Source organism: Pedobacter sp. CAN_A7, assembly GCF_015752175.1.
Lineage (GTDB): Bacteria > Bacteroidota > Bacteroidia > Sphingobacteriales > Sphingobacteriaceae > Pedobacter.
This window is the reverse complement of sequence record NZ_JADOUW010000003.1, coordinates 642,282-661,219: the sequence shown is the minus strand read 5'-3', so window position 1 is coordinate 661,219 and position 18,938 is coordinate 642,282. Positions and strand designations below refer to the sequence as shown.

Sequence of the window (18,938 nt, the reverse complement as noted above, 5' to 3'; positions counted from 1 at the left end):
AAACATTACAGAAATTCTAAATTTAATTGATGTAAGTGAATAAAAATAATTTTAAAGCACTTTTGTTAAGTCCTGCAATTGCCTCGAGTTGATCAATGCACTCTGTCCCCAGGTGTTGTTAAAATACACATAAACCTGTTTTTTATCGGGGTCCACCTGTTTAACAAAGTTTTCCAGCTCTTCCATCGCATATAAGGATTTATAGAGCACCGGTTTGCCATGAAAACGATAATAGAGCGTAGCTGTATTGTCAATGACCTCATCAGGCAAAGCCGATGGATAACTGATGCCACTAAAACTTACCTGACGTAACCTTAAAGCCTGAAATACCTCTTCTGTCCACCAGGAAAGATGCCTGAACTCAACCACGTTCTGGAATGCAGGGTCCAGGTGCTGTAACAGCATGGCCAGTCGTTCTTCGGTATACACAAAACTTGGGGGCATTTGAAACAGCACCGCCCCTAGTTTGTCCTGCAAACCTTCTCTGATGGTCCCATAGAAATCACTCATGAGGCTATCCACCTCATTAAACTTTTTATAATGCGTAATGAGCCGGGGTGCTTTGATGGTAAAAAGGAAGTCGTCAGGACTTTTCTCGTTCCAGGTGGTAAAAGTTTTAGGGCCTGGCATTTTATAAAAAGTCGAGTTAATTTCAATGGTGTTAAAGTGCTGGCAATAATATTCAAACCAGTTCTTTTGTGCTAATCCTGCGGGGTAAAATATTTCTTTCCATTCCTTGTAATAAAAACCTGAGCAACCAATTCTCCAATCCATATGCGCTAAATAATTTGCTGTATAACAAAAAAGCCACCTGATGAGGTGGCTTTTTTGCAAATTATATTAATTATTATTCGAAATATTCTTTCATTTTCTCAAAGAAACTCTTGTCGTTCTTACCTGGCTGAGGCTTGAAATTCGGAGAATCCCTTAATTTTTCCAGTAACATTCTTTCTTCCACACTTAAAGCCTTAGGCGTCCAGATGTTCACATGGATAATCTCATCACCACGGTGGTAAGAATTGATCTCTGGAATACCTTTTCCTTTTAAACGTAACAGTTTACCACTTTGTGTACCTGCTTCGATCTTAATCTTCGCTTTACCATCAATGGTAGGTACTTCAGCACTGTAACCTAAAGCAGCATCAACAATACTTACATGTAAATCGTAAACAATGTTGTTACCTTCTCTTTTTAAGGTTTCATGAGGAATCTCTTCAATCAGAATGATTAAATCTCCCGGTACACCGCCGTTAGGGCCGGCATTACCTTTGCCGCTCATGCTTAACTGCATGCCATCACTCACACCCGCAGGGATGTTAATGGTAATGGTTTCTTCCCCGCGAACGGTACCTTCACCATGGCATGAAGTACATTTAGATGTAATTTGTGAACCAGAACCATTACAAGTAGGGCAGGTAGCAGTTGTTTGCATCTGTCCTAAAATGGTATTGGTTACCCGGCGTACAGAACCTTGTCCGGCGCAAGTGCTGCAGGTGCTGATCGAAGAACGATCTTTAGCGCCAGAACCTTCACAGGTTTTACAAACGATCTGTTTATTAACTTTTATCTTTTTCTCTGCACCGTTGGCAATTTCTTCCAGCGTCAGTTTTACTTTAATTCTCAGGTTAGAACCTTTAGCTACCCGTCGGCCGCCACGTTGCTGGCCACCGCCACCGCCGCCACCAAAGAAACTATCAAAAGGGCTTCCGCCGCCGCCGCCACCACCAAAGATATCGCCAAACTGGCTAAAGATATCTTCCATGTTCATTCCACCACCGCCGTAGCCGCCGCCACCGCCTGATGCGCCGCCAACACCAGCATGACCATAATGATCATAACGTTGTTTTTTCTCCAGATTACTTAAAACTTCGTATGCTTCTGCAGCCTCCTTGAATTTATCCTCTGCCGATTTATCGTCAGGGTTTTTATCAGGGTGGTATTTAATAGCCAGCTTACGGTAAGCTTTTTTTATCTCGTCAGCGGTTGAGGATTTAGCCACCCCAAGCACATCATAATAATCTCTTTTGCTCATAATATTAACTACCCACTACCACTTTGGCAAAGCGAATAACTTTGTCATTTAACGTATAACCTTTCTCCAACACATCAACCACTTTGCCTTTTAAATCTTCACTTGGCGCTGGAATTTTAGTGATGGCTTCATGAAGGTCGGTATCAAATTCAGTATTGATGCTTTCCATTTCCTTCAATCCTTTTTGTGTCAGGATGCTTTTTAGTTTTGTATGTACCAAATTTACACCTTCTTGTACTGCTGCAACATCTGTAGCGTTTTCATTGGCCTTGTTTGCACGATCGAAATCATCAAGTACCGTTAATAAAGAAACCAGCACATCTTTACCTGCAGTTTGTAATAACTCTACGCGTTCTTTCTGCGTACGTCTTTTATAATTATCAAATTCTGCAAATAAGCGTAAATATTTATCATTAAGGGCTGCATTTTCTAACTCCAATTTTTCTTCTGCAGAAGGCTCTTGTGGAGCCTCAGGTAAAGCCTCTTCTGTATGGATGGAGTTTGTTTCTTCGTTAGGCTGATCACCAACTACCTGCTCTACAGCGGGGTTTCCTTCTAGCGGATTTTCGTTTTCGTTTTTCTTCTTCTTGCTAAACATGGTACAGTATAAGTTTCGTTGGTCAACTCAAAAGTGTTGCCAATGGATGATATCAGCCATGCTGTCAGTTTAAAATAAATCATACTGTACAGAATGGCTGAAATAGTAATTTTTGTCAGAAATATTAGACGAAAGTAGCGTCTTCCTGCACCATTCCACCTTCACACTTGATGATTCTGGAAGGTAGGGTACGGATAATGTGGTAATCATGGGTGGCCATTAAAACAGCGGTACCACTCTGGCTGATCTGTTTCAGCAACATTACAATCTCTTCAGAAGTGTCTGGATCCAGGTTTCCTGTAGGCTCATCGGCAAGAATAATCTCCGGATTATTTAACAGGGCACGGGCAATTACAATACGCTGCTGCTCACCACCAGAAATTTCATGTGGCATTTTTTTAATCTTCGAACGAAGACCTACTTTATCCAACACGTCTTTAATGCGTTCCTGAATCAGGTTTTTATCCGTCCAGCCTGTCGATTTCAATACAAACTCCAGGTTTTTTTCTATTGTTCTGTCGGTTAACAACTGAAAATCCTGGAAAACAATGCCCAGTTTCCTTCTTAAATAGGGAACATCACGGTCAGATAGTTTCTTAAGGTCAAAACCAGCAATTACACCTTCGCCGTTTCCGATTTTCAGGTCGCCATAAATGATTTTTAATAAACTACTCTTTCCCGAGCCAGTCTGGCCAATCAAGAATACAAATTCGCCTTTGTCGATGCTTAAGTTAACATCTGATAGAACCAGGTGTTTCTGTTGAAAAACATCAACATTATTTAACTTTATCACTGCGTTTCCTGTCATGCTTAAATATCTAGTTTTTTGATCTGCCCAAAAGGCAAATCTTTAATAATATCCATTATATAAGGTAATTTATCGCCTAAACCCAATTTGTCTAATGACTTATCCGGCCGGTCTACCCTGAAGTATGCGAGTAAGGTAAACTTCTCATCCCGCAACTGTACGTAGTCTGGGATTTTGGCAATGCCTTTTACTTTAATAACATACATAGCATCAAAAATAGTATTTCCAACTGAGAATAAAGGTATGGACAGGCTTGATACGCCTCGATTAGTTAATTTGTTTGTTTAAAAAATCGATGGTATTGATGTTATCGGCGTAATCCCAAAGCTTCGGACTTTGGCTTTCGCCGAATCCAGCACAGGCGGCATTTATCTTTAATGGCGTTTGTGTCACCACGCATTGAATATTTTCTGCCTGTTCGTTAAGGGCTTGTTCAACGCTAGCCAGGTCGGTATAGGTTTCATAATATAACACGGCCAGGGGCGAAGCGATCTGGGTATCTTCCTTTAACAGCAAAAAGCCGTTGTCGAAATGTTTGGCGCCATTCACCAGGTAAATCGACTTGTTATAATCGTAATTGTTATTGTATTTAAAATGGTTAAAGATCGGCAGATACGTTTCAAGGGGCTCAAAAAAGTACTTGATGTCGAAACCCTCCCGAATATAAATCTTCGATACATTGCGACAACCTAAACCAAAATAGTCAAAAATATCATGTCCAAGTCGCTGAAGTTCCTCTGGTGTTTCATTTCCGCTAATAACGGCTACACTATTGCGGTTTTTGCGGATGATGTTAGGCACTTTGCCAAAATAATACTCAAAATACCTCGACGTATTGTTACTTCCTGTTGCAATAATGGCGTCAAATTCTTTTAAACGCTCAGTGTATACAATTCGGTCAGCAAATAACGGCTCGTATTTTACCAGTTCGCTTAACAATGCTGGTAACAGTTTATCATCCGAAGAGGAGAGTTTAATCAGTGCAATATTGCCGGTAGCCAGTACCGAGATCACATCGTGAAAACCCACCATCGGAATATTTCCAGCTAAAATTAAACCAACTTTTTTAGGTTTATCGCTTACGGTAATGCCTTCAAACCATTTTTCGATGTCCTGATCATTCAGCATGGCCTGAAATGCGGCCAGCGAACGTTCTACTTCTTCACGCGTAAACCAGGCATTATGGTTGGGGGCCGACAAGATTATATTGGTAAAATGCTCGTCTGGCTGACCGAGAAATGCACTGAGTTTTTTGAAAGCAATTTTAATTTTTTCTGCGCTTAGAATGGACATATTCAAACTATAATTAAAGTATAAGTGTTATATTTGCATGCAAAGGTAAACTTAGCAATAGATATAGACGAAGACATGGCAATTAAAATAACAGACGAATGTATTAACTGCGGAGCATGTGAGCCGGAATGCCCTAATAATGCAATTTACGACGCGGGCACAGCCTGGAGATTTTCTGATGGTACCAATTTAAATGGAATTATCGATTTCGGTGGCGCTCAGATGGATGCAGAGGCAGCTCAGGATGCGGTATCGGACGAGGTGTATTATATCGTATCGGATAAATGTACCGAATGTAAAGGGTTTCATGATGAACCTCAATGTGCTGCGGTTTGCCCGGTAGATTGTTGTGTAGATGATGAAGACGTTCGGGAAACTGAAGAAGAACTATTAGCGAAAAAAGCCTGGTTACACCAGGAAGGTTAAGAAATTGCCTTATATTTTTGAAAGAGAAAGGCCGGTTCATCTACATGATACCGGCCTTTTGCGTATTTAAATATCTGCTTTGTTAGGTACAATTAACACCGGGCAAGCCGATTTACGGGCCACATGCTCGGCTACACTTCCCATTAAAAAGTGATACAAGCCTGTACGGCCATAAGTGCCAATCACAATTAAGTTCGAACCCCAGGCATCACTTTGCTGGATAATTCCATGTGCCGCACTATCTACCACACTTAAATAAGTAGTCGGTATGCCTAAACCATATTTATTTTCTATTTCTTTTAACAGCACATGGCTGTTTTCTTCACTATTATCATAAGTTTCCAGAAAAACAGGCGCCAAGGTCAGGTCCGGATTAATATTAGCCGGAATAGGTTCAATAATATTTACCAGGGCAACTTCAGCCTCAAAGGTCTTCGCTACTTCATAGCCAATCCTGGCGGCTTTCTCAGAGCAGGTACTGTTATCAACAGCAATCATTATTTTCTTAATATTCATCATCTTGTTACTGGTTTATATATAAAAATAACAATTTTACGCCTATTTTTATGGCTTAAGGGATTATTATGGAACAACAATACGCAATTTGCCGGGTAACAGTGGCGCCAATACGGGCAGAGGCGAATGACCAGGCCGAAATCGTTTCACAGCTATTATTTGGCGATCAGGTTTTGCTGCTGGAAAAGATTGACCGCTGGTTGCGTATCCGTACGCTCCATGATGATTACGAGGGTTGGGTAGATTTTAAACAAGTTACCCACATCGAAAAGCCTGAAACCAGCCACTTCCTGGCACCACCCCAAATAGACAATACACTGGTTGCCCCTGATGGCAGTCGCTATTACCTGGCCGCCAGCAGCAGTTTGCCACAATATGCTGATGGGCATTGCCAAATCGGTGAGACCAGGTTTGAAGTAAAGTTTAAACCCTTAGCCGAATTCAGCCAGCGTACGGCTGCTGATGTGGTAGAATTAGCGCTGTTTTACCAGCATGCCCCTTACCAATGGGGAGGAAGGACCTCCTTTGGGATCGATTGTTCAGGATTTGTACAAGCGGTGTATAAAATGGCTGGTATCACGCTAAAACGCGATGCTTCTCAACAGGCCACCATGGGAACCACGGTAGATTTCCTTCCTGAAGTGCTTCCAGGAGATGTTGCCTTCTTCGATAACGAAGAAGGGCGGATTATCCATGTGGGTATTCTGTTAAGTCACGACCGTATTATTCATGCTTCCGGAAAAGTAAAAATAGACCCTATTGACGACCAGGGTATTTACAGCCAGGAATTACAACGGTACAGCCATAAGCTCCGCATCATCAAAAGGTTTATCTAAATATTTAGGTGCTTTCCACCAGGCATTGCGGCTGGTGTGTTACCGGGAAATTGCATGAATTGGCGATAAAGCACATTTTGTTGGCTTCCGCATGCAGGGAAAGGGCTTTTTCCATGGCTGACTCGTCAGAAATGGTCACTTCCGGGTGCAGTACCACTTCTTTGAACCGGCCACTGCCATCTGCATTTTCCATCATTTTACCTACAGCAGTATCTTTATAATCTAATACAATGATGCCGTTTGTAGAGCACAGGTGCAGGTACCAGAGCATGTGGCAGGAAGAAATTGACGAAACCAGCAAGTCTTCAGGATTGTGCTTCTCTTTGTCGCCCAGAAAAGCCGAATCTGATGAACCCAAAATATCCGGTTTATGAGCTATAGAAATAATAAAACTCCTGTCATACGATCGGTAATCCATTGTTCCAGATCCTTTGTTGCCTGCCCAAACCAAATTGGTTTGGTACTCATGTTCCTTTGCCATATCCTAATTAGTTTAAAGCAATTTAAACAATCCGCCGATCATTTCTAAATAATTATAAGGTTGTTTTTAGCAGGATTAGGAGAATTCCCAGATTTTAATTTGGCGGTCGTCGCCTGTAGAAATCAAATATTTCCCGTCTTCGCTCCAGATCATTTTATTGATGGAATGGAAATGTCCTTCAACGCCCTTATCGTTACTCAATATTTTATACAATTTAAAATCATTGCTGCTCCACACTTTTATACTTTTATCCTGACTGCAGGTCGCAAAATAGGGTAGAACAGGGTGGAAGGCAATGCTGTAAATGCTAAAGAGGTGTGCAGGGATGGTGTTGGCCAGGCTGTAATCGGGTAGGTTCCATACTTTCAACTGTGCATCGCGACTTCCAGAAATCATGTAATTCCCTGTTGGATCATATTGTATGGACGTTACCGGCATCGTATGGCTGTCCAGTTCATTCAGCAGCGTAAAATCTTCCGCATTATAAATCCTGATCAGCCCGTCTTTAGCACCCAGTGCTATTTCTTTCTCGTCATTGCTGATGGCAATTACCCGGATGGTATTCTTTAACACCGGAAAATGGTACAGCAGGGAAAAGTCGGCCAGCGACCATACCGCCACTGTTCCATCTTCTCCGGTGCTTAACAATTCGTTTTTGGAAACGATGCTTTTTAAATCAAATACCCCTTTTTCATGGAAACTCAAGCTGGTGATCAACTTATTCGCTTCCAGGTCAAAAACCAGGATGGCGCCACTGCGTTGCCCAACAAAAAGCAAATTCCCAATACGGTGCAAAGCATAAACAGAGCTTTGCACAGGCAGGATCACTTTAATGAAGGCCATATCGTGGAGTGACCATTCGACCACACCCTTATCATTACCCGCGCTATAAAAGCGGTTTGGGTCTTCGGCTTTCGCCAAAGCGTAAATAGGGTTCTGGTGTCCGGTTAAGGTGGTTGATAGTTTTAACATTATTTTTTATGTCTGCCTTCCAGGTTGGAAGCAATATCTTGTAATGATTTACCTTTTTCTTTTAACAGTACCAATAAATGGAAAATCAGGTCAGAACTTTCGTTAACAAAGTCTACATCTGTTTCATTTAAAGCAGCAATTACGGTTTCTACACCTTCTTCGCCAACTTTTTGGGCAATCTTGTTAAGGCCTTTCTGGCGTAAGCTATTTACATAAGAAGCTTCCGTTGGATTCGCATAGCGATCTGCAATAATGTTTTCCAGTTCAAAGATGAAATTCTGGTTGTAGGTAGTATTAAAGCAGTTGCGACTTCCCGTATGGCAGGTAGGACCCACCGGGTTTACCTTAATTAACAGCGTATCGTTATCACAATCTAAATGCGTTTCTTTCACATGCAAAAAGTTGCCACTACTTTCTCCTTTGGTCCACAAACGGTTCTTGGTACGCGAAAAGAAGGTTACAATGCCTTCTGCCTGAGTTTTTGTCCAGGCTTCCGGGTTCATGTAACCCAGCATTAATACTTCTAAAGTCTGGAAGTCCTGTATAATTACAGGCACCAGGCCATTACTTTTTTCAAAATCTATATTCATAACCTCACTGGTATGCTATGTTCTTGCAGCGCTGCTTTTAAATCCGGAATGGCGATTTCACCATAATGGAAAACGGAAGCTGCCAGGGCTGCATCAACACCTGTTTTTGTAAATACGTCTATAAAGTCGGCTACAGACCCCGCACCACCTGAAGCGATGACCGGAATGTTGATGCTGGCACAAACTTTAGCTAATAAATTATTGTCGAAACCTTGTTTGGTGCCATCGTGGTCCATAGACGTTAACAGAATCTCACCGGCACCATGGTTTTCGGCCTGTTTAATCCAGGTTTCGGTTTCCAGCTCGGTAGCCAGTCGGCCGCCATTTAAGTGCACCAGGTTTTTGTCGCCAACAAATTTGGTATCCACCGCCAGTACAACAAATTGTACACCGAAGGCTTTAGCCAATTCTTCAATCAATAAAGGGTTTTTTACGGCGGCAGAGTTAATGCTGATTTTATCGGCACCAGCATTCAGCAAAGCCTCCGCATCGGCAATGGAAGTAATGCCTCCACCAATGGTAAAGGGGATATTTAGTTGCCTGGCTACTGATTTTACCATCTCCAGCATGGTTTTACGGCGTTCGTTGGTGGCGGTGATGTCTAAAAACACCAGCTCATCAGCACCTTGCTGCGCGTATTGCCAGGCCAGTTCTACCGGATCTCCGGCATCCCTTAAGTCTACAAAATTTACTCCTTTTACCGTCCGGCCGTCTTTTACGTCCAGACAAGGAATGATACGTTTACTTAACATGGGCCTATAAAGATGACATGGCGCGCAAGTTCCATTGTTTAATTTCTTCGATGGTGATCCTGTTTTCGTAGATCGCTTTACCCACTACAACCGACCGGATCTCTAATTTACTCAGGTCCTCAATGTCCTGCATGGAGCTGATTCCGCCAGAAGCGATTAACTTGATAAAAGGACTGTGGCTTAACAGTTTTTCATATAGATCAATCGCTGCACCACCCAGTTTACCATCTTTATTGATGTCAGTACACAGGAATCGGAAGAAACCCAGGGCCAGACATTTGTCAATGTAGTCCATCAATTTAATTGGCGAGCTTTCCATCCAGCCCGAGTATTTGATCACTTCATCCAATACGTCAATAGCGATGACAATGCGGTTGGCATAATCATATTTTTTACCTACTTCTCTGCTCAATTCAGCCAGGAAATCAGGGTTAGTGATGGCTTGTGTACCTACAATTACACGGTGTATACCAGCATCAAGCAAATTGGTTACCTGCTCAATGGTGCGGATACCGCCTCCGTATTGTACACGCATATCCGTTTTACTGATGATTTCAAAAAGCTGTTTCTGGTTGCTAAAGTCGCCCTTAGCACCATTTAAGTCAATAATATGTATGAATTCAGTGCCGTTGGAGCGATAGGTTTCAATCATTTCGGCGATGGAAACATCATACTCAGTTTTCTGGTTGTAATCACCTTCTCTCAGGCGAACTACTTTTCCATCTAAAATATCAATTGCGGGAATTATATACATTTTATTGTTTTAAGGTTGAGAAATTTATTAATAAACGTTCACCGGCAGCACCGGATTTTTCTGGATGAAATTGTACGCCATAGAAATTGTCTTTTTGAATTGCAGCAGAGAAAGGTACACCATAATTAACCCTGGCAACATCAAATCTAGAATTATATTCTATATAATAGGAGTGAACAAAGTAAAATTGTGCTTGATTATCAACACCTTGAAGTAAAGGATTGTTTTCAAAGGTTACATTGTTCCAGCCCATATGAGGGATCTTAATGTTGTTCTTCTTATCAAACAACTTGGTTTTGATGGGGAAAATGTTCATCATTTCCGCATCACCCTCCTCAGAGTGTTGTGTAAGTAATTGCATACCTACACATATCCCCAATACTGGTTTTTTAAGTGCTTTTATCGGTTCTACCAAACCCGTCTGTACCAGCTTTTTCATGGCGGTGCCGGCGTGGCCCACGCCAGGAATGATGATGTGGGTATATAGATCCAACTCTTCAGCGGTATTCACCATGCCATAAGGGATGTTCAGCCGCTCCAGAGCAGCGGTCAGGGAAAAGATATTTCCAGCACCATAATTTATAATTCCTATCATAATACGCCTTTAGTACTTGGCAACACCAATTTTTCGGCATCGCGTTTAATGGCCATTTTAATCGCCTTTGCAAAGGCTTTAAAGATAGCCTCAATTTTATGATGTTCGTTAATTCCTTCTGCTTTTATGTTCAGGTTACATTTTGCGGCATCGCTAAAGGACTTAAAGAAATGGTAAAACATCTCTGTAGGCACATCGCCCACCATTTCACGCTTAAATTCAGCATCCCAAACAATCCAGGCGCGGCCACCAAAATCTATGGCTGCCTGTGCCAGGCAATCGTCCATCGGTAAGCAGAAACCATAACGCTCCAGTCCTAATTTATTACCTATCGCTTTAGCAAAAGCCTCGCCAAGGGCAATACCGGTATCTTCAATGGTATGGTGTTCGTCAATATGCAGGTCGCCCTGGGTTACTATATTCAGGTCTATACTGCCGTGACGGGCAATTTGATCCAGCATGTGGTCAAAAAAGTTTAAACCCGTGTGGATTTTTGCTTGCCCTGTACCATCCAGGTCAATGTCTATGCTAATTTTAGTTTCATTCGTATTGCGCTCATGGTGTACCGTTCTGCTGCCTGCGCGCAGGTAGGTATAGATATCCATCCAGTTCTGCGTTTTCAGGCCAACATGTTCCTTTAAGTCATCGGCAGTCTGTGATAGCTCCAGCGATCCTAAAGTAAGGTTATTAGCCAGCCAGATGGCTTTACCACCCATATTTTTAGCCAAAACAATATCATTGATGCGGTCGCCGATCACAAAAGAGTTCGCTAAATCGTAATCGCCATTAAAGTATTTCGTTAATAAACCTGTGTTCGGCTTACGGGTAAGCGCATTTTCATGGGCGAAAGTATAGTCGATCACCACCTCCGAGAATACAATGCCTTCGTTGGCCAGGGTTTGCATAATGAAGTTATGCACGGGCCAGAAGTTCTCTTCCGGGTGTGAGCTGGTGCCCAAACCGTCCTGGTTAGTCACCATCACCAGTTCAAAATCCAGTTCACGGGCAATTTTCGACAGGTAGTATAAGCATTGCGGATAGAACTCTAATTTCGCAAAAGAATCGATTTGTTCATCTGCGGGTTCGGTAATCAGGGTTCCATCGCGGTCTATAAAAAGTACTTTTTTCATTTTTGTGTATTGGTTTTTTCAGGTCCTCAAGCAATTACTAATGGAGTTGCCTAAGGTGTGGTTATAACGTTTTCAGAAATTGTAATAAGGTATTGTTTTCTTCGGGTGTGCCGATGGTAATTCTTAAGCAGCCTTCACATAAAGCCACCTTGGAACGGTCGCGAATAATGATGCCCTGGTCTACCAAAGCGTTATACGTTTTACTGGCATCTTCCACTTTCACCAGGATGAAATTAGCATCCGAAGGATACACGGTTTTCACCATGGGCAGTTCCAGCAAAGCCTCGCTTAACAAGGTTCTTTCCTGAACGGTTTGTTTGATCCAATCGTTCACCTGGCCTACATTTTTTAAGGCTTCCAAAGCCAGGTCTTGCGTAGCCTGGTTGATGTTGTAAGGCGGCTTCACTTTGTTCAAAATATCGATCACCGGACGGGGTGCAAAAGCCATTCCTAAACGGAGTCCGGCAAGGCCCCAGGCCTTAGAAAAAGTTTGCAAAATAACCAGGTTTGTGTACTCCGTTAATTCACTAATAAAGGTCTTCTGTTTGGCGTAATTTATATAGGCTTCATCGATGACCACAAGGCCTTGGAAATTTGCTAAAATCGTCTCGATATCGGTGCGGATAATGGAGTTTCCTGTAGGGTTATTTGGCGAGCAAATAAAGATCATTTTGGTGTGTTCATCGATCACTTCAGCGATGCCTTCCAGGTCTAATTGGAAGTTCGGCAAGAGGTTCACTTTGCGTATCTCCACGTTGTTGATTTGCGCCGAAACCTGGTACATCCCATAGGTAGGCGGAAGCACGATGACGTTGTCTATTCCGGGCTCACAAAACGCACGGAACAGGAGGTCTATGGCCTCATCACTTCCATTGCCCAGGAAGGTGTTTTCGATCGGTACCCCTTTGATTTTGCTGATCGCATCTTTCACGTCCAGTTGCAAAGGATCAGGGTAGCGGTTATAGTTATGAGACAATGGAGAACCATATCCATTTTCATTGGCATCCAGGTAAACGCTGGCCTGCCCTTTATATTCATCCCTTGCGGTAGAGTAGGGATGAAGGTTTTTGATGTTTTCGCGTTGTAGGTTATTAATATCCATCTTGTGTTTCTAAACGAATAGTGATTGCATTTTTGTGTGCCTGCAGCCCCTCTGCTGCGGCTAGCACTTCTACGGTGGGTCCAATGTTCTTTAATCCCTGAGGACTAATGTGCTGAAAGGTGATCTTCTTCACAAATGAATCAATTGAAACGCCTGAATAGGCTTTAGCAAAGCCACTTGTAGGTAAGGTATGGTTAGTTCCGGAAGCATAATCGCCAGCACTTTCTGGTGTAAGGTTGCCCAGAAAAACGGAGCCAGCATTGCTGATCAGCGGAATAAGCCCCTGAAAAGCTGTTGTGGCAATGATTAAATGTTCAGGGGCGTAAGTGTTGGAAAATTTCATTCCTTCTTCCAGGTTGTCTACTAAAACCGCATATGAATTGGCTATGGCTGCCGAAGCGATTTCTGCTCTTGGAAGTACAGCTAATTGTTCTTCAATAGCTAATAGCGTTTTATCTATTAATTCCATTGAGGTAGCTACCAAAATTGCCTGACTGTCAACACCATGCTCAGCCTGTGCAAGCAGGTCGGCCGCAACGTATGACGGATTGGCAGTATCATCTGCAAGCACTAAAACCTCCGAAGGACCTGCCGGCATGTCGATTGCCGTTTGTGTATTCGATTGTATATACTGTTTCGCGTAGGTGACATATCTGTTACCCGGACCAAAGATTTTATCTGCTTTTGGAATGCTTTCTGTGCCGTAAGCCATGGCGGCGATGGCTTGTGCGCCACCTGCTAAATAGATCCTGTCGATGCCTAAAAGCACCGCACAATAAGCCAGGAAACAATTGGTTTTGCCATCAGGTTGCGGTGGTGAACATACGGTGATTTGCGTACATCCGGCCAGTTGAGCGGGAATGCCTAACATCAAAAAGGTACTCGGTAAAACAGCCGTTCCCCCCGGCACATAGAGCCCTACACGCTCAATAGCGCGGGTTTCTCTCCAGCAAGACACACCTGGCATGGTTTCTACGGCAGCTTCCTTGCTCATTTGCGAAGCATGGAACAACCTGATGTTGGCGTAAGCCTGGTCGATTGCAGCTTTGGCATCGGCAGGAATGGTAGCCGCCAGGGCGCTGAGCTCTTCCTGATCCAGGTATAAGCGTTCCAGTTTCACCCGGTCGAAAGCTTCAGCGTAGGCATACAAAGCCTGGTCGCCTGTGCTTTTTACCTTGCCGATGATGTCTTTTACCCGGTCCTCAATACTTTTATCATCCTCCAGCTGCCTCAAACAGATGTTCTCCACTTCTGGTTTAGATAATTGTTTATAGTTGTAGATTTTCAAGGTGTTATAATTTATAATTAACTAATAGTTAATGCGTATTTAGCGCTATTTTGACTTGAAACAGGAGATTAGGTGATGATTTTTTCAATTGGCATCACTACAATTCCTTCTGCACCGGCAGCTTTCAGCAGGTTGATCTTTTCCCAGAAATCCTGTTCCGCAATTACAGAGTGAACGGCAACCCAACCTTCTTCATGTAATGGAACAACCGTCGGACTTTTCACACCCGGCAATAAATTAACCACATTTTCGAGGTCTTTTTTCGCCACATTTAACACCACATATTTGGTCTCTTTTGCACGCATCACTGAACGGATCCGTTGTAGCAATTCCTGTACTTCAGGGATTAACTCTGAGCCTTCTTTTCCGATCAAAACCGCTTCCGATTTCATCACTTCAGCAAAGGGTTTTAAGCCATTACTTTTTAAAGTTCCGCCGGTAGAAACGATGTCGCAAATGGCATCACTTAAACCCAGTCCCGGACCAATTTCTACGGAGCCTGAAATGGTTCTGATCTGCACATTTTTTACGTCGTTATCATTCATGAATTTCTCCAGAATAACAGGGTAAGAAGTGGCAATCGCCAGGCCTTCCAATTGCTGGATGGAGTCGATATTACTTTGGTTGGGAACGGCAATTTTCAGGGTGCATTTTCCGAAGCCGAGCTTCTGTAAATAGGTGACTTGCGCACCCGCTTCTACGATCACATTTTCGCCAACAATACCCAGGTCGGCAATGCCATCCTGAACATATTCAGGAATATCATCGTCGCGCAAAAAGAGGATTTCTAAAGGGAAATTGTTTACGGAAGTAATAAGGGAGCTCTTGTAGTTTTCAAAAGAAAGGCCACAATTTTTTAGGATCTCAACGGATTTTTCGTTTAATCTACCAGATTTCTGGATAGCTATTTTAAGTGTTTTCACTAGTGCTGATTAAGGTAAGGAACAAGAAAATAAAAATATTCGGAAACAAGTTTTGAAGTACAAAACATTACATATACATCGCCAATTGGCGATGGTGCAAATGTAAGTGATGGTTCAAGTGTTTGTTCATTTTTATTTATTCCTTATATGGATGCGGAGCATCTAAAGATCAGTCAAATATAAAAATTGATTTACCTAAATCAAAATATATGGCACTTTATTTGACTTCAACAGCCAGATCCAACACCCTTAAGATTTGAAAAATAAACTTTACCTGGCCCTCTTTCTTGGTCTGATTTTACAGGCATGCCATTGGAATCGGGATATCCCTGAAACCGGCATAATCTTGTCTGAGCATTTCAAAAACAAGCTTTATAAGGATTTTGATACCGCTGCCTACCGCCTTGTTTTCCAAAAGCAGTTTGCGGCCACGAGGCAGAAATTATCGAATCCAAATACCTTAGAAAGTTTTTATATAAAACATGAATTTTCGCCACAACTGGTTAATGAACATTATGTTAATGGGGGTTTAGACACCTTAATTTCGTACCTGGAAAGGAGTGGAGAGCATGGATATGACCCTGAAAACTTCGATGCAGAGCGTTTAGTCACCTTAAAATCTACACTGGATTCGAATAAATTTAAGAAAATTGAAGAATTATATCCTTTGCTGGCCGATCTGGAAATTACAGCAGCCGAAGCGTTGATTAAATACCACAGCCTGGTCTTTTATGGCAGTTTAAACCCGGGTAAACTGCTTAACCGGTATTTTATGTCTGTCAGAAGGCCCGATAGTGTCAGGTTAACGCAGGTACTGCAAACACAGGATCTGTCAGTAATTTTAAAAGAAATCCAGCCAAAAGCTGCCGATTATAAAGCCTTTCAGCATGAATTGAAGAAATACAAAACTACAGATACTACGAATAAACGCTTAAAAACCATTTTAGTGAACATGGAACGCCTGCGCTGGAAAATCCCGAAAAAAGGCACTGAATATGTAGAGGTGAACATCCCTGATTTTGCGTTAACCTGGTTTAAAGACGGTGATACGCTAAGCCGGATGAAAGTGGTGGTGGGCAAGGTAGAACATGCTACCCCGGTGATGTACAGTAAGCTGAGTTCGATCCAGGTGAACCCCATCTGGAACATTCCGTCCAGTATTGCTAAAAATGAAATCTACGTTCATGCTTCCCGCGATCCTTATTATTTATCAAATAATAACATGAATGTGTATTACAAGGGGCAACTGGTGGCCAATCCCGATACCATCCAATGGTCGCGTTACAGCAAAACTAATCTACCTTTCCAGTTCAAACAAGGTTCTGGCGGTGGTAATGCCCTTGGTAAATTTAAATTCATTTTCAAAAACGGGTCGAGCATTTACCTGCACGATACCAATAGTAAATCAGGCTTCAGCAGACCTTACCGTGCCTTAAGTCACGGTTGTGTACGTGTAGAGCGCCCATTAGAGTTTGCAGAACACCTGGTGAAAGACAAATACCAGTACGACCAGCTGCGGATGGAGGTCAACTTAGCACCCCTGGATACTTCACGTATGGATGTTTTTCATAAAAAATTGGCGAAGAAAAGAGATACGGCTTCCACTTACACATTAAAACCAACCTGGTTTTCTGCAAAACCTCAGGTACCCTTATACATCAATTACACAACGGCATGGTGGGATAAAGGTGTGATGCAGGTAAGGCCCGATGTATATGGCATGGATCAGCAGCTTTGGAATAAACTGCGCCGTTATTTGTAACATAAAATCGCGTATTACCCCCTTTTTCCTTAAATAGTCACCTCGTTTTATAGAAAATTGCCTAGTTTTGTGTGCTGTTTTTCTAGCGGTTGAAATAAACTGATGCGATTTTTTAACGACAAAGAATATACAAAATAATGAACCTTCTGATCACAGGCGTTTCCATTGCCGACCCCAGTAGCCAGTTTAATCAACAGATTTGTGATGTACGTGTAGAGCATGGTGAAATTACCGCCATCGCTGCAGCGCTTACTCCCCAAACTGGAGAAGAGACCTTCGATGGTCAGGGCGCATACCTTAGTCCAGGATTTTTTGACCTCAACTGTGCGATCGGTGATCCTGGTTTTGAAACCAAGGAAGATATCGATACGGCCTCGGCCACAGCCAGTGCAGGTGGTTTTACCGGGCTAGCCGTATTACCCAATACAGAACCCGTTACACACTCCAAATCACAGGTGCGCTATGTGGTGAACAAAGCAAAAGGATTATTAGTCGACATTTTTCCGGTAGGGGCCATCAGCCTCAACCTGGAAGGTAAGGAGATGGCTGAGCTGTACGATATGCAGCAGGCAGGTGCCGTGGCTTTTTCCGACGGACTGAAACCCATTACTGATGATGGTTTCATGAGCAGGGCCTTACAATACGCCAAAGGTTTTAATGGTTTGTTAATGGTGTACCCAGAAAACAAGTCGATCGCTGGTAAGGCACAAGTCAATGAAAGCGCCACCAGTGTATTGCTGGGTATGAAAGGCATTCCGGCATTGGCCGAAGAAATGCAGATTTCACGCGATATTTATTTGTCCTGTTTCCATGATGCCCCTTTGCACATCCATAACATTTCGACGGCAGGATCAGTAGCCCTGATTAAAAAAGCGAAAAAAGATGGTGCCAAAATTACCTGCGATGTGGCAGCACACCACCTGGTATTCACAGAAGAATTACTGAACGATTTCGATAGCAATTACAAAGTAAAGCCACCCTTACGGGGTGATACCGACATTGAGGCCCTGTTAAATGGCCTGGCAGACGGAACAGTAGATGCGATTAGTGCGCAACACCGTCCACATGAAATAGAACATAAAGACGTAGAGTTTGAAATCGCCGCTTATGGCATTATCGCTTTACAAACCGCATTACCACTATTGGTCAAAGCCGGATTAGATGCCCAGCAGATTGCCGCTAAACTGGCTATTGCGCCAAGACGCATCCTGAATTTGCCTGTACCTGTGATTGAAGCCGGTGCACAAGCAAACTTCACCCTGTTCAATACCAACGAACAATGGCAGTACACGGCAGCAAACAATTATAGCAAGTCGGCCAACTCGCCCTTGTTAAATCAAACATTAACCGGCAAGGTCATGTTGGTGTATAATAATAAACAATTTCAAGTATATGGATAGTAAAGTAGAAGGTGCGCTAATTGCGTCGTTAGCTAAATTTGCGACCGCTTCTGGAACAGAAGCTGCGGATTTACAACAAAAACTTACAGCGGCATTTAACCAGGACACTGGTTTTATGGAAAAAGTAGAAGCATTTGATGCTGCTTTTGATGAATATCCTGCTTTTGAAGAATTGAGAGAGGTGACTTTCGACCTGTTGATGATCAATTTCTTCGCAAGCGACATGAAGAAACTGGATGAAGATTACCTGGATTCTGACGAATGGATAGCCATTGAAGAAGATACGATCGATCGCGGAACAGAGTTATTAAACCTGCTTTTGTACATCAATGAATGCCATGATGAGAAAATCAAACCAGAGCTTGGTGATTTCTTAAAAGAGTTTTTATTGGTGGAAGAAGATGAGTTTCAGGATGAGTTCCATATCTATGAAGACTTAATCAGCAACCAACAGTTGGCAGAAAGCAGTATCGAAGATATCTGCAGTCACGCAGGCATGGTAGATTTAGGCGAGGAGATGGAAGAATTATTCGTTCCATTCATGGCTTTCTTTCACCAGCCGAAGTATAGTGAGCAAATTATAACCGATTTAGAAACTTACAGCACAAATTCTGGTTTTGATGGTGCGGTTTACACGTTAATTGCTAAATTTAACGCAGAATAACCTTTTAAAACCTATA

22 protein-coding genes are annotated in these 18,938 nt (G+C 42.6%); 5 read left to right on the top strand and 17 right to left on the bottom strand.

The genetic code is table 11. The annotated features are described in order from the left end of the window. Positions 1 to 51: 51 nt before the first annotated feature. From IWX76_RS14340 to IWX76_RS14315, 6 genes are all read right to left on the bottom strand, one after another. Positions 52 to 774 (bottom strand): DUF72 domain-containing protein, encoded by a 723-nt coding sequence (locus IWX76_RS14340; RefSeq protein WP_196860688.1) that lies wholly within the window; start codon positions 772 to 774, stop codon positions 52 to 54. 73 nt (positions 775 to 847) lie between these two features. Further along, positions 848 to 2,032: a molecular chaperone DnaJ gene (gene dnaJ, locus IWX76_RS14335; protein WP_196860687.1), complete on the bottom strand. Its 1,185-nt coding sequence runs from the start codon at positions 2,030 to 2,032 to the stop codon at positions 848 to 850. Positions 2,033 to 2,036: 4 nt separating this feature from the next. Then, positions 2,037 to 2,630 carry a nucleotide exchange factor GrpE gene (locus tag IWX76_RS14330; protein ID WP_196860686.1) on the bottom strand — a complete coding sequence of 198 codons (594 nt, stop codon included), beginning with the start codon at positions 2,628 to 2,630 and terminating at the stop codon, positions 2,037 to 2,039. Between the two features lie 124 nt (positions 2,631 to 2,754). Then, entirely contained in the window at positions 2,755 to 3,438 is a 684-nt protein-coding gene (locus tag IWX76_RS14325; RefSeq protein WP_196860685.1) for a cell division ATP-binding protein FtsE, read from the bottom strand. A 2-nt stretch (positions 3,439 to 3,440) separates the two neighbouring features. Beyond that, positions 3,441 to 3,644, bottom strand: a complete 204-nt coding sequence (locus tag IWX76_RS14320; RefSeq protein ID WP_196860684.1) for a fructose-6-phosphate aldolase — start codon at positions 3,642 to 3,644, stop codon at positions 3,441 to 3,443. 61 nt (positions 3,645 to 3,705) lie between these two features. Continuing rightward, complete coding sequence (locus tag IWX76_RS14315; RefSeq protein ID WP_196860682.1) at positions 3,706 to 4,731, bottom strand: acyl-CoA reductase; 1,026 nt, start codon at positions 4,729 to 4,731, stop codon at positions 3,706 to 3,708. Between the two features lie 75 nt (positions 4,732 to 4,806). On the opposite strand from IWX76_RS14315, the gene IWX76_RS14310 reads away from it, so the two are divergent. Beyond that, positions 4,807 to 5,157 (top strand): 4Fe-4S dicluster domain-containing protein, encoded by a 351-nt coding sequence (locus IWX76_RS14310; RefSeq protein ID WP_196860681.1) that lies wholly within the window; start codon positions 4,807 to 4,809, stop codon positions 5,155 to 5,157. Between the two features lie 66 nt (positions 5,158 to 5,223). Here the strand turns inward: IWX76_RS14310 and IWX76_RS14305 are convergent, their stop codons facing one another. Continuing rightward, positions 5,224 to 5,676, bottom strand: coding sequence for a universal stress protein (locus IWX76_RS14305; RefSeq protein WP_334641971.1), 453 nt, complete (start codon positions 5,674 to 5,676; stop codon positions 5,224 to 5,226). 65 nt (positions 5,677 to 5,741) lie between these two features. On the opposite strand from IWX76_RS14305, the gene IWX76_RS14300 reads away from it, so the two are divergent. Continuing rightward, complete coding sequence (locus IWX76_RS14300) at positions 5,742 to 6,509, top strand: C40 family peptidase (protein WP_196860679.1); 768 nt, start codon at positions 5,742 to 5,744, stop codon at positions 6,507 to 6,509. Between the two features lie 4 nt (positions 6,510 to 6,513). Here the strand turns inward: IWX76_RS14300 and IWX76_RS14295 are convergent, their stop codons facing one another. From IWX76_RS14295 to hisG, 10 genes are all read right to left on the bottom strand, one after another. After that, positions 6,514 to 6,990: an OsmC family protein gene (locus IWX76_RS14295; protein ID WP_196860677.1), complete on the bottom strand. Its 477-nt coding sequence runs from the start codon at positions 6,988 to 6,990 to the stop codon at positions 6,514 to 6,516. Between the two features lie 75 nt (positions 6,991 to 7,065). Beyond that, the gene (locus IWX76_RS14290) at positions 7,066 to 7,962 is read right to left on the bottom strand and encodes a WD40 repeat domain-containing protein (RefSeq protein WP_196860676.1); all 897 of its coding nucleotides are present in this window, start codon (positions 7,960 to 7,962) and stop codon (positions 7,066 to 7,068) included. Beyond that, on the bottom strand, positions 7,962 to 8,552 hold the full coding sequence (hisIE, locus tag IWX76_RS14285; RefSeq protein ID WP_196860674.1) for a bifunctional phosphoribosyl-AMP cyclohydrolase/phosphoribosyl-ATP diphosphatase HisIE: 591 nt from the start codon (positions 8,550 to 8,552) through the stop codon (positions 7,962 to 7,964). Before hisIE ends, IWX76_RS14290 begins: the two co-directional genes overlap by 1 nt. Continuing rightward, a complete protein-coding gene (hisF, locus tag IWX76_RS14280; protein WP_196860673.1) occupies positions 8,549 to 9,304 on the bottom strand; it encodes an imidazole glycerol phosphate synthase subunit HisF in 756 nt (251 codons plus the stop codon). The genes hisIE and hisF overlap by 4 nt, the downstream gene beginning before the upstream one ends. A gap of 4 nt (positions 9,305 to 9,308) precedes the next feature. Further along, positions 9,309 to 10,058 carry a 1-(5-phosphoribosyl)-5-[(5-phosphoribosylamino)methylideneamino]imidazole-4-carboxamide isomerase gene (hisA, locus tag IWX76_RS14275; RefSeq protein WP_196860671.1) on the bottom strand — a complete coding sequence of 250 codons (750 nt, stop codon included), beginning with the start codon at positions 10,056 to 10,058 and terminating at the stop codon, positions 9,309 to 9,311. Between the two features lies 1 nt (position 10,059). Further along, on the bottom strand, positions 10,060 to 10,653 hold the full coding sequence (gene hisH / locus IWX76_RS14270; RefSeq protein WP_196860669.1) for an imidazole glycerol phosphate synthase subunit HisH: 594 nt from the start codon (positions 10,651 to 10,653) through the stop codon (positions 10,060 to 10,062). After that, positions 10,650 to 11,783: a bifunctional histidinol-phosphatase/imidazoleglycerol-phosphate dehydratase HisB gene (hisB, locus tag IWX76_RS14265; protein WP_196860668.1), complete on the bottom strand. Its 1,134-nt coding sequence runs from the start codon at positions 11,781 to 11,783 to the stop codon at positions 10,650 to 10,652. Before hisB ends, hisH begins: the two co-directional genes overlap by 4 nt. 61 nt (positions 11,784 to 11,844) lie before the next feature. Beyond that, on the bottom strand, positions 11,845 to 12,885 hold the full coding sequence (gene hisC / locus IWX76_RS14260) for a histidinol-phosphate transaminase (RefSeq protein ID WP_196860666.1): 1,041 nt from the start codon (positions 12,883 to 12,885) through the stop codon (positions 11,845 to 11,847). Then, positions 12,875 to 14,173 carry a histidinol dehydrogenase gene (gene hisD / locus IWX76_RS14255; protein WP_196860664.1) on the bottom strand — a complete coding sequence of 433 codons (1,299 nt, stop codon included), beginning with the start codon at positions 14,171 to 14,173 and terminating at the stop codon, positions 12,875 to 12,877. The genes hisC and hisD overlap by 11 nt, the downstream gene beginning before the upstream one ends. Before the next feature lie 68 nt (positions 14,174 to 14,241). Then, a complete protein-coding gene (gene hisG / locus IWX76_RS14250) occupies positions 14,242 to 15,096 on the bottom strand; it encodes an ATP phosphoribosyltransferase (RefSeq protein WP_196860662.1) in 855 nt (284 codons plus the stop codon). Positions 15,097 to 15,352: 256 nt separating this feature from the next. Between hisG and IWX76_RS14245 the strand changes: the two genes are divergently transcribed. From IWX76_RS14245 to IWX76_RS14235, 3 genes are all read left to right on the top strand, one after another. Then, positions 15,353 to 16,858 (top strand): L,D-transpeptidase family protein, encoded by a 1,506-nt coding sequence (locus IWX76_RS14245; protein ID WP_334641964.1) that lies wholly within the window; start codon positions 15,353 to 15,355, stop codon positions 16,856 to 16,858. Between the two features lie 137 nt (positions 16,859 to 16,995). Continuing rightward, positions 16,996 to 18,258 (top strand): dihydroorotase, encoded by a 1,263-nt coding sequence (locus IWX76_RS14240; RefSeq protein ID WP_196860661.1) that lies wholly within the window; start codon positions 16,996 to 16,998, stop codon positions 18,256 to 18,258. Further along, the gene (locus IWX76_RS14235) at positions 18,251 to 18,922 is read left to right on the top strand and encodes a hypothetical protein (protein WP_196860659.1); all 672 of its coding nucleotides are present in this window, start codon (positions 18,251 to 18,253) and stop codon (positions 18,920 to 18,922) included. Before IWX76_RS14240 ends, IWX76_RS14235 begins: the two co-directional genes overlap by 8 nt. Positions 18,923 to 18,938: the final 16 nt, after the last annotated feature.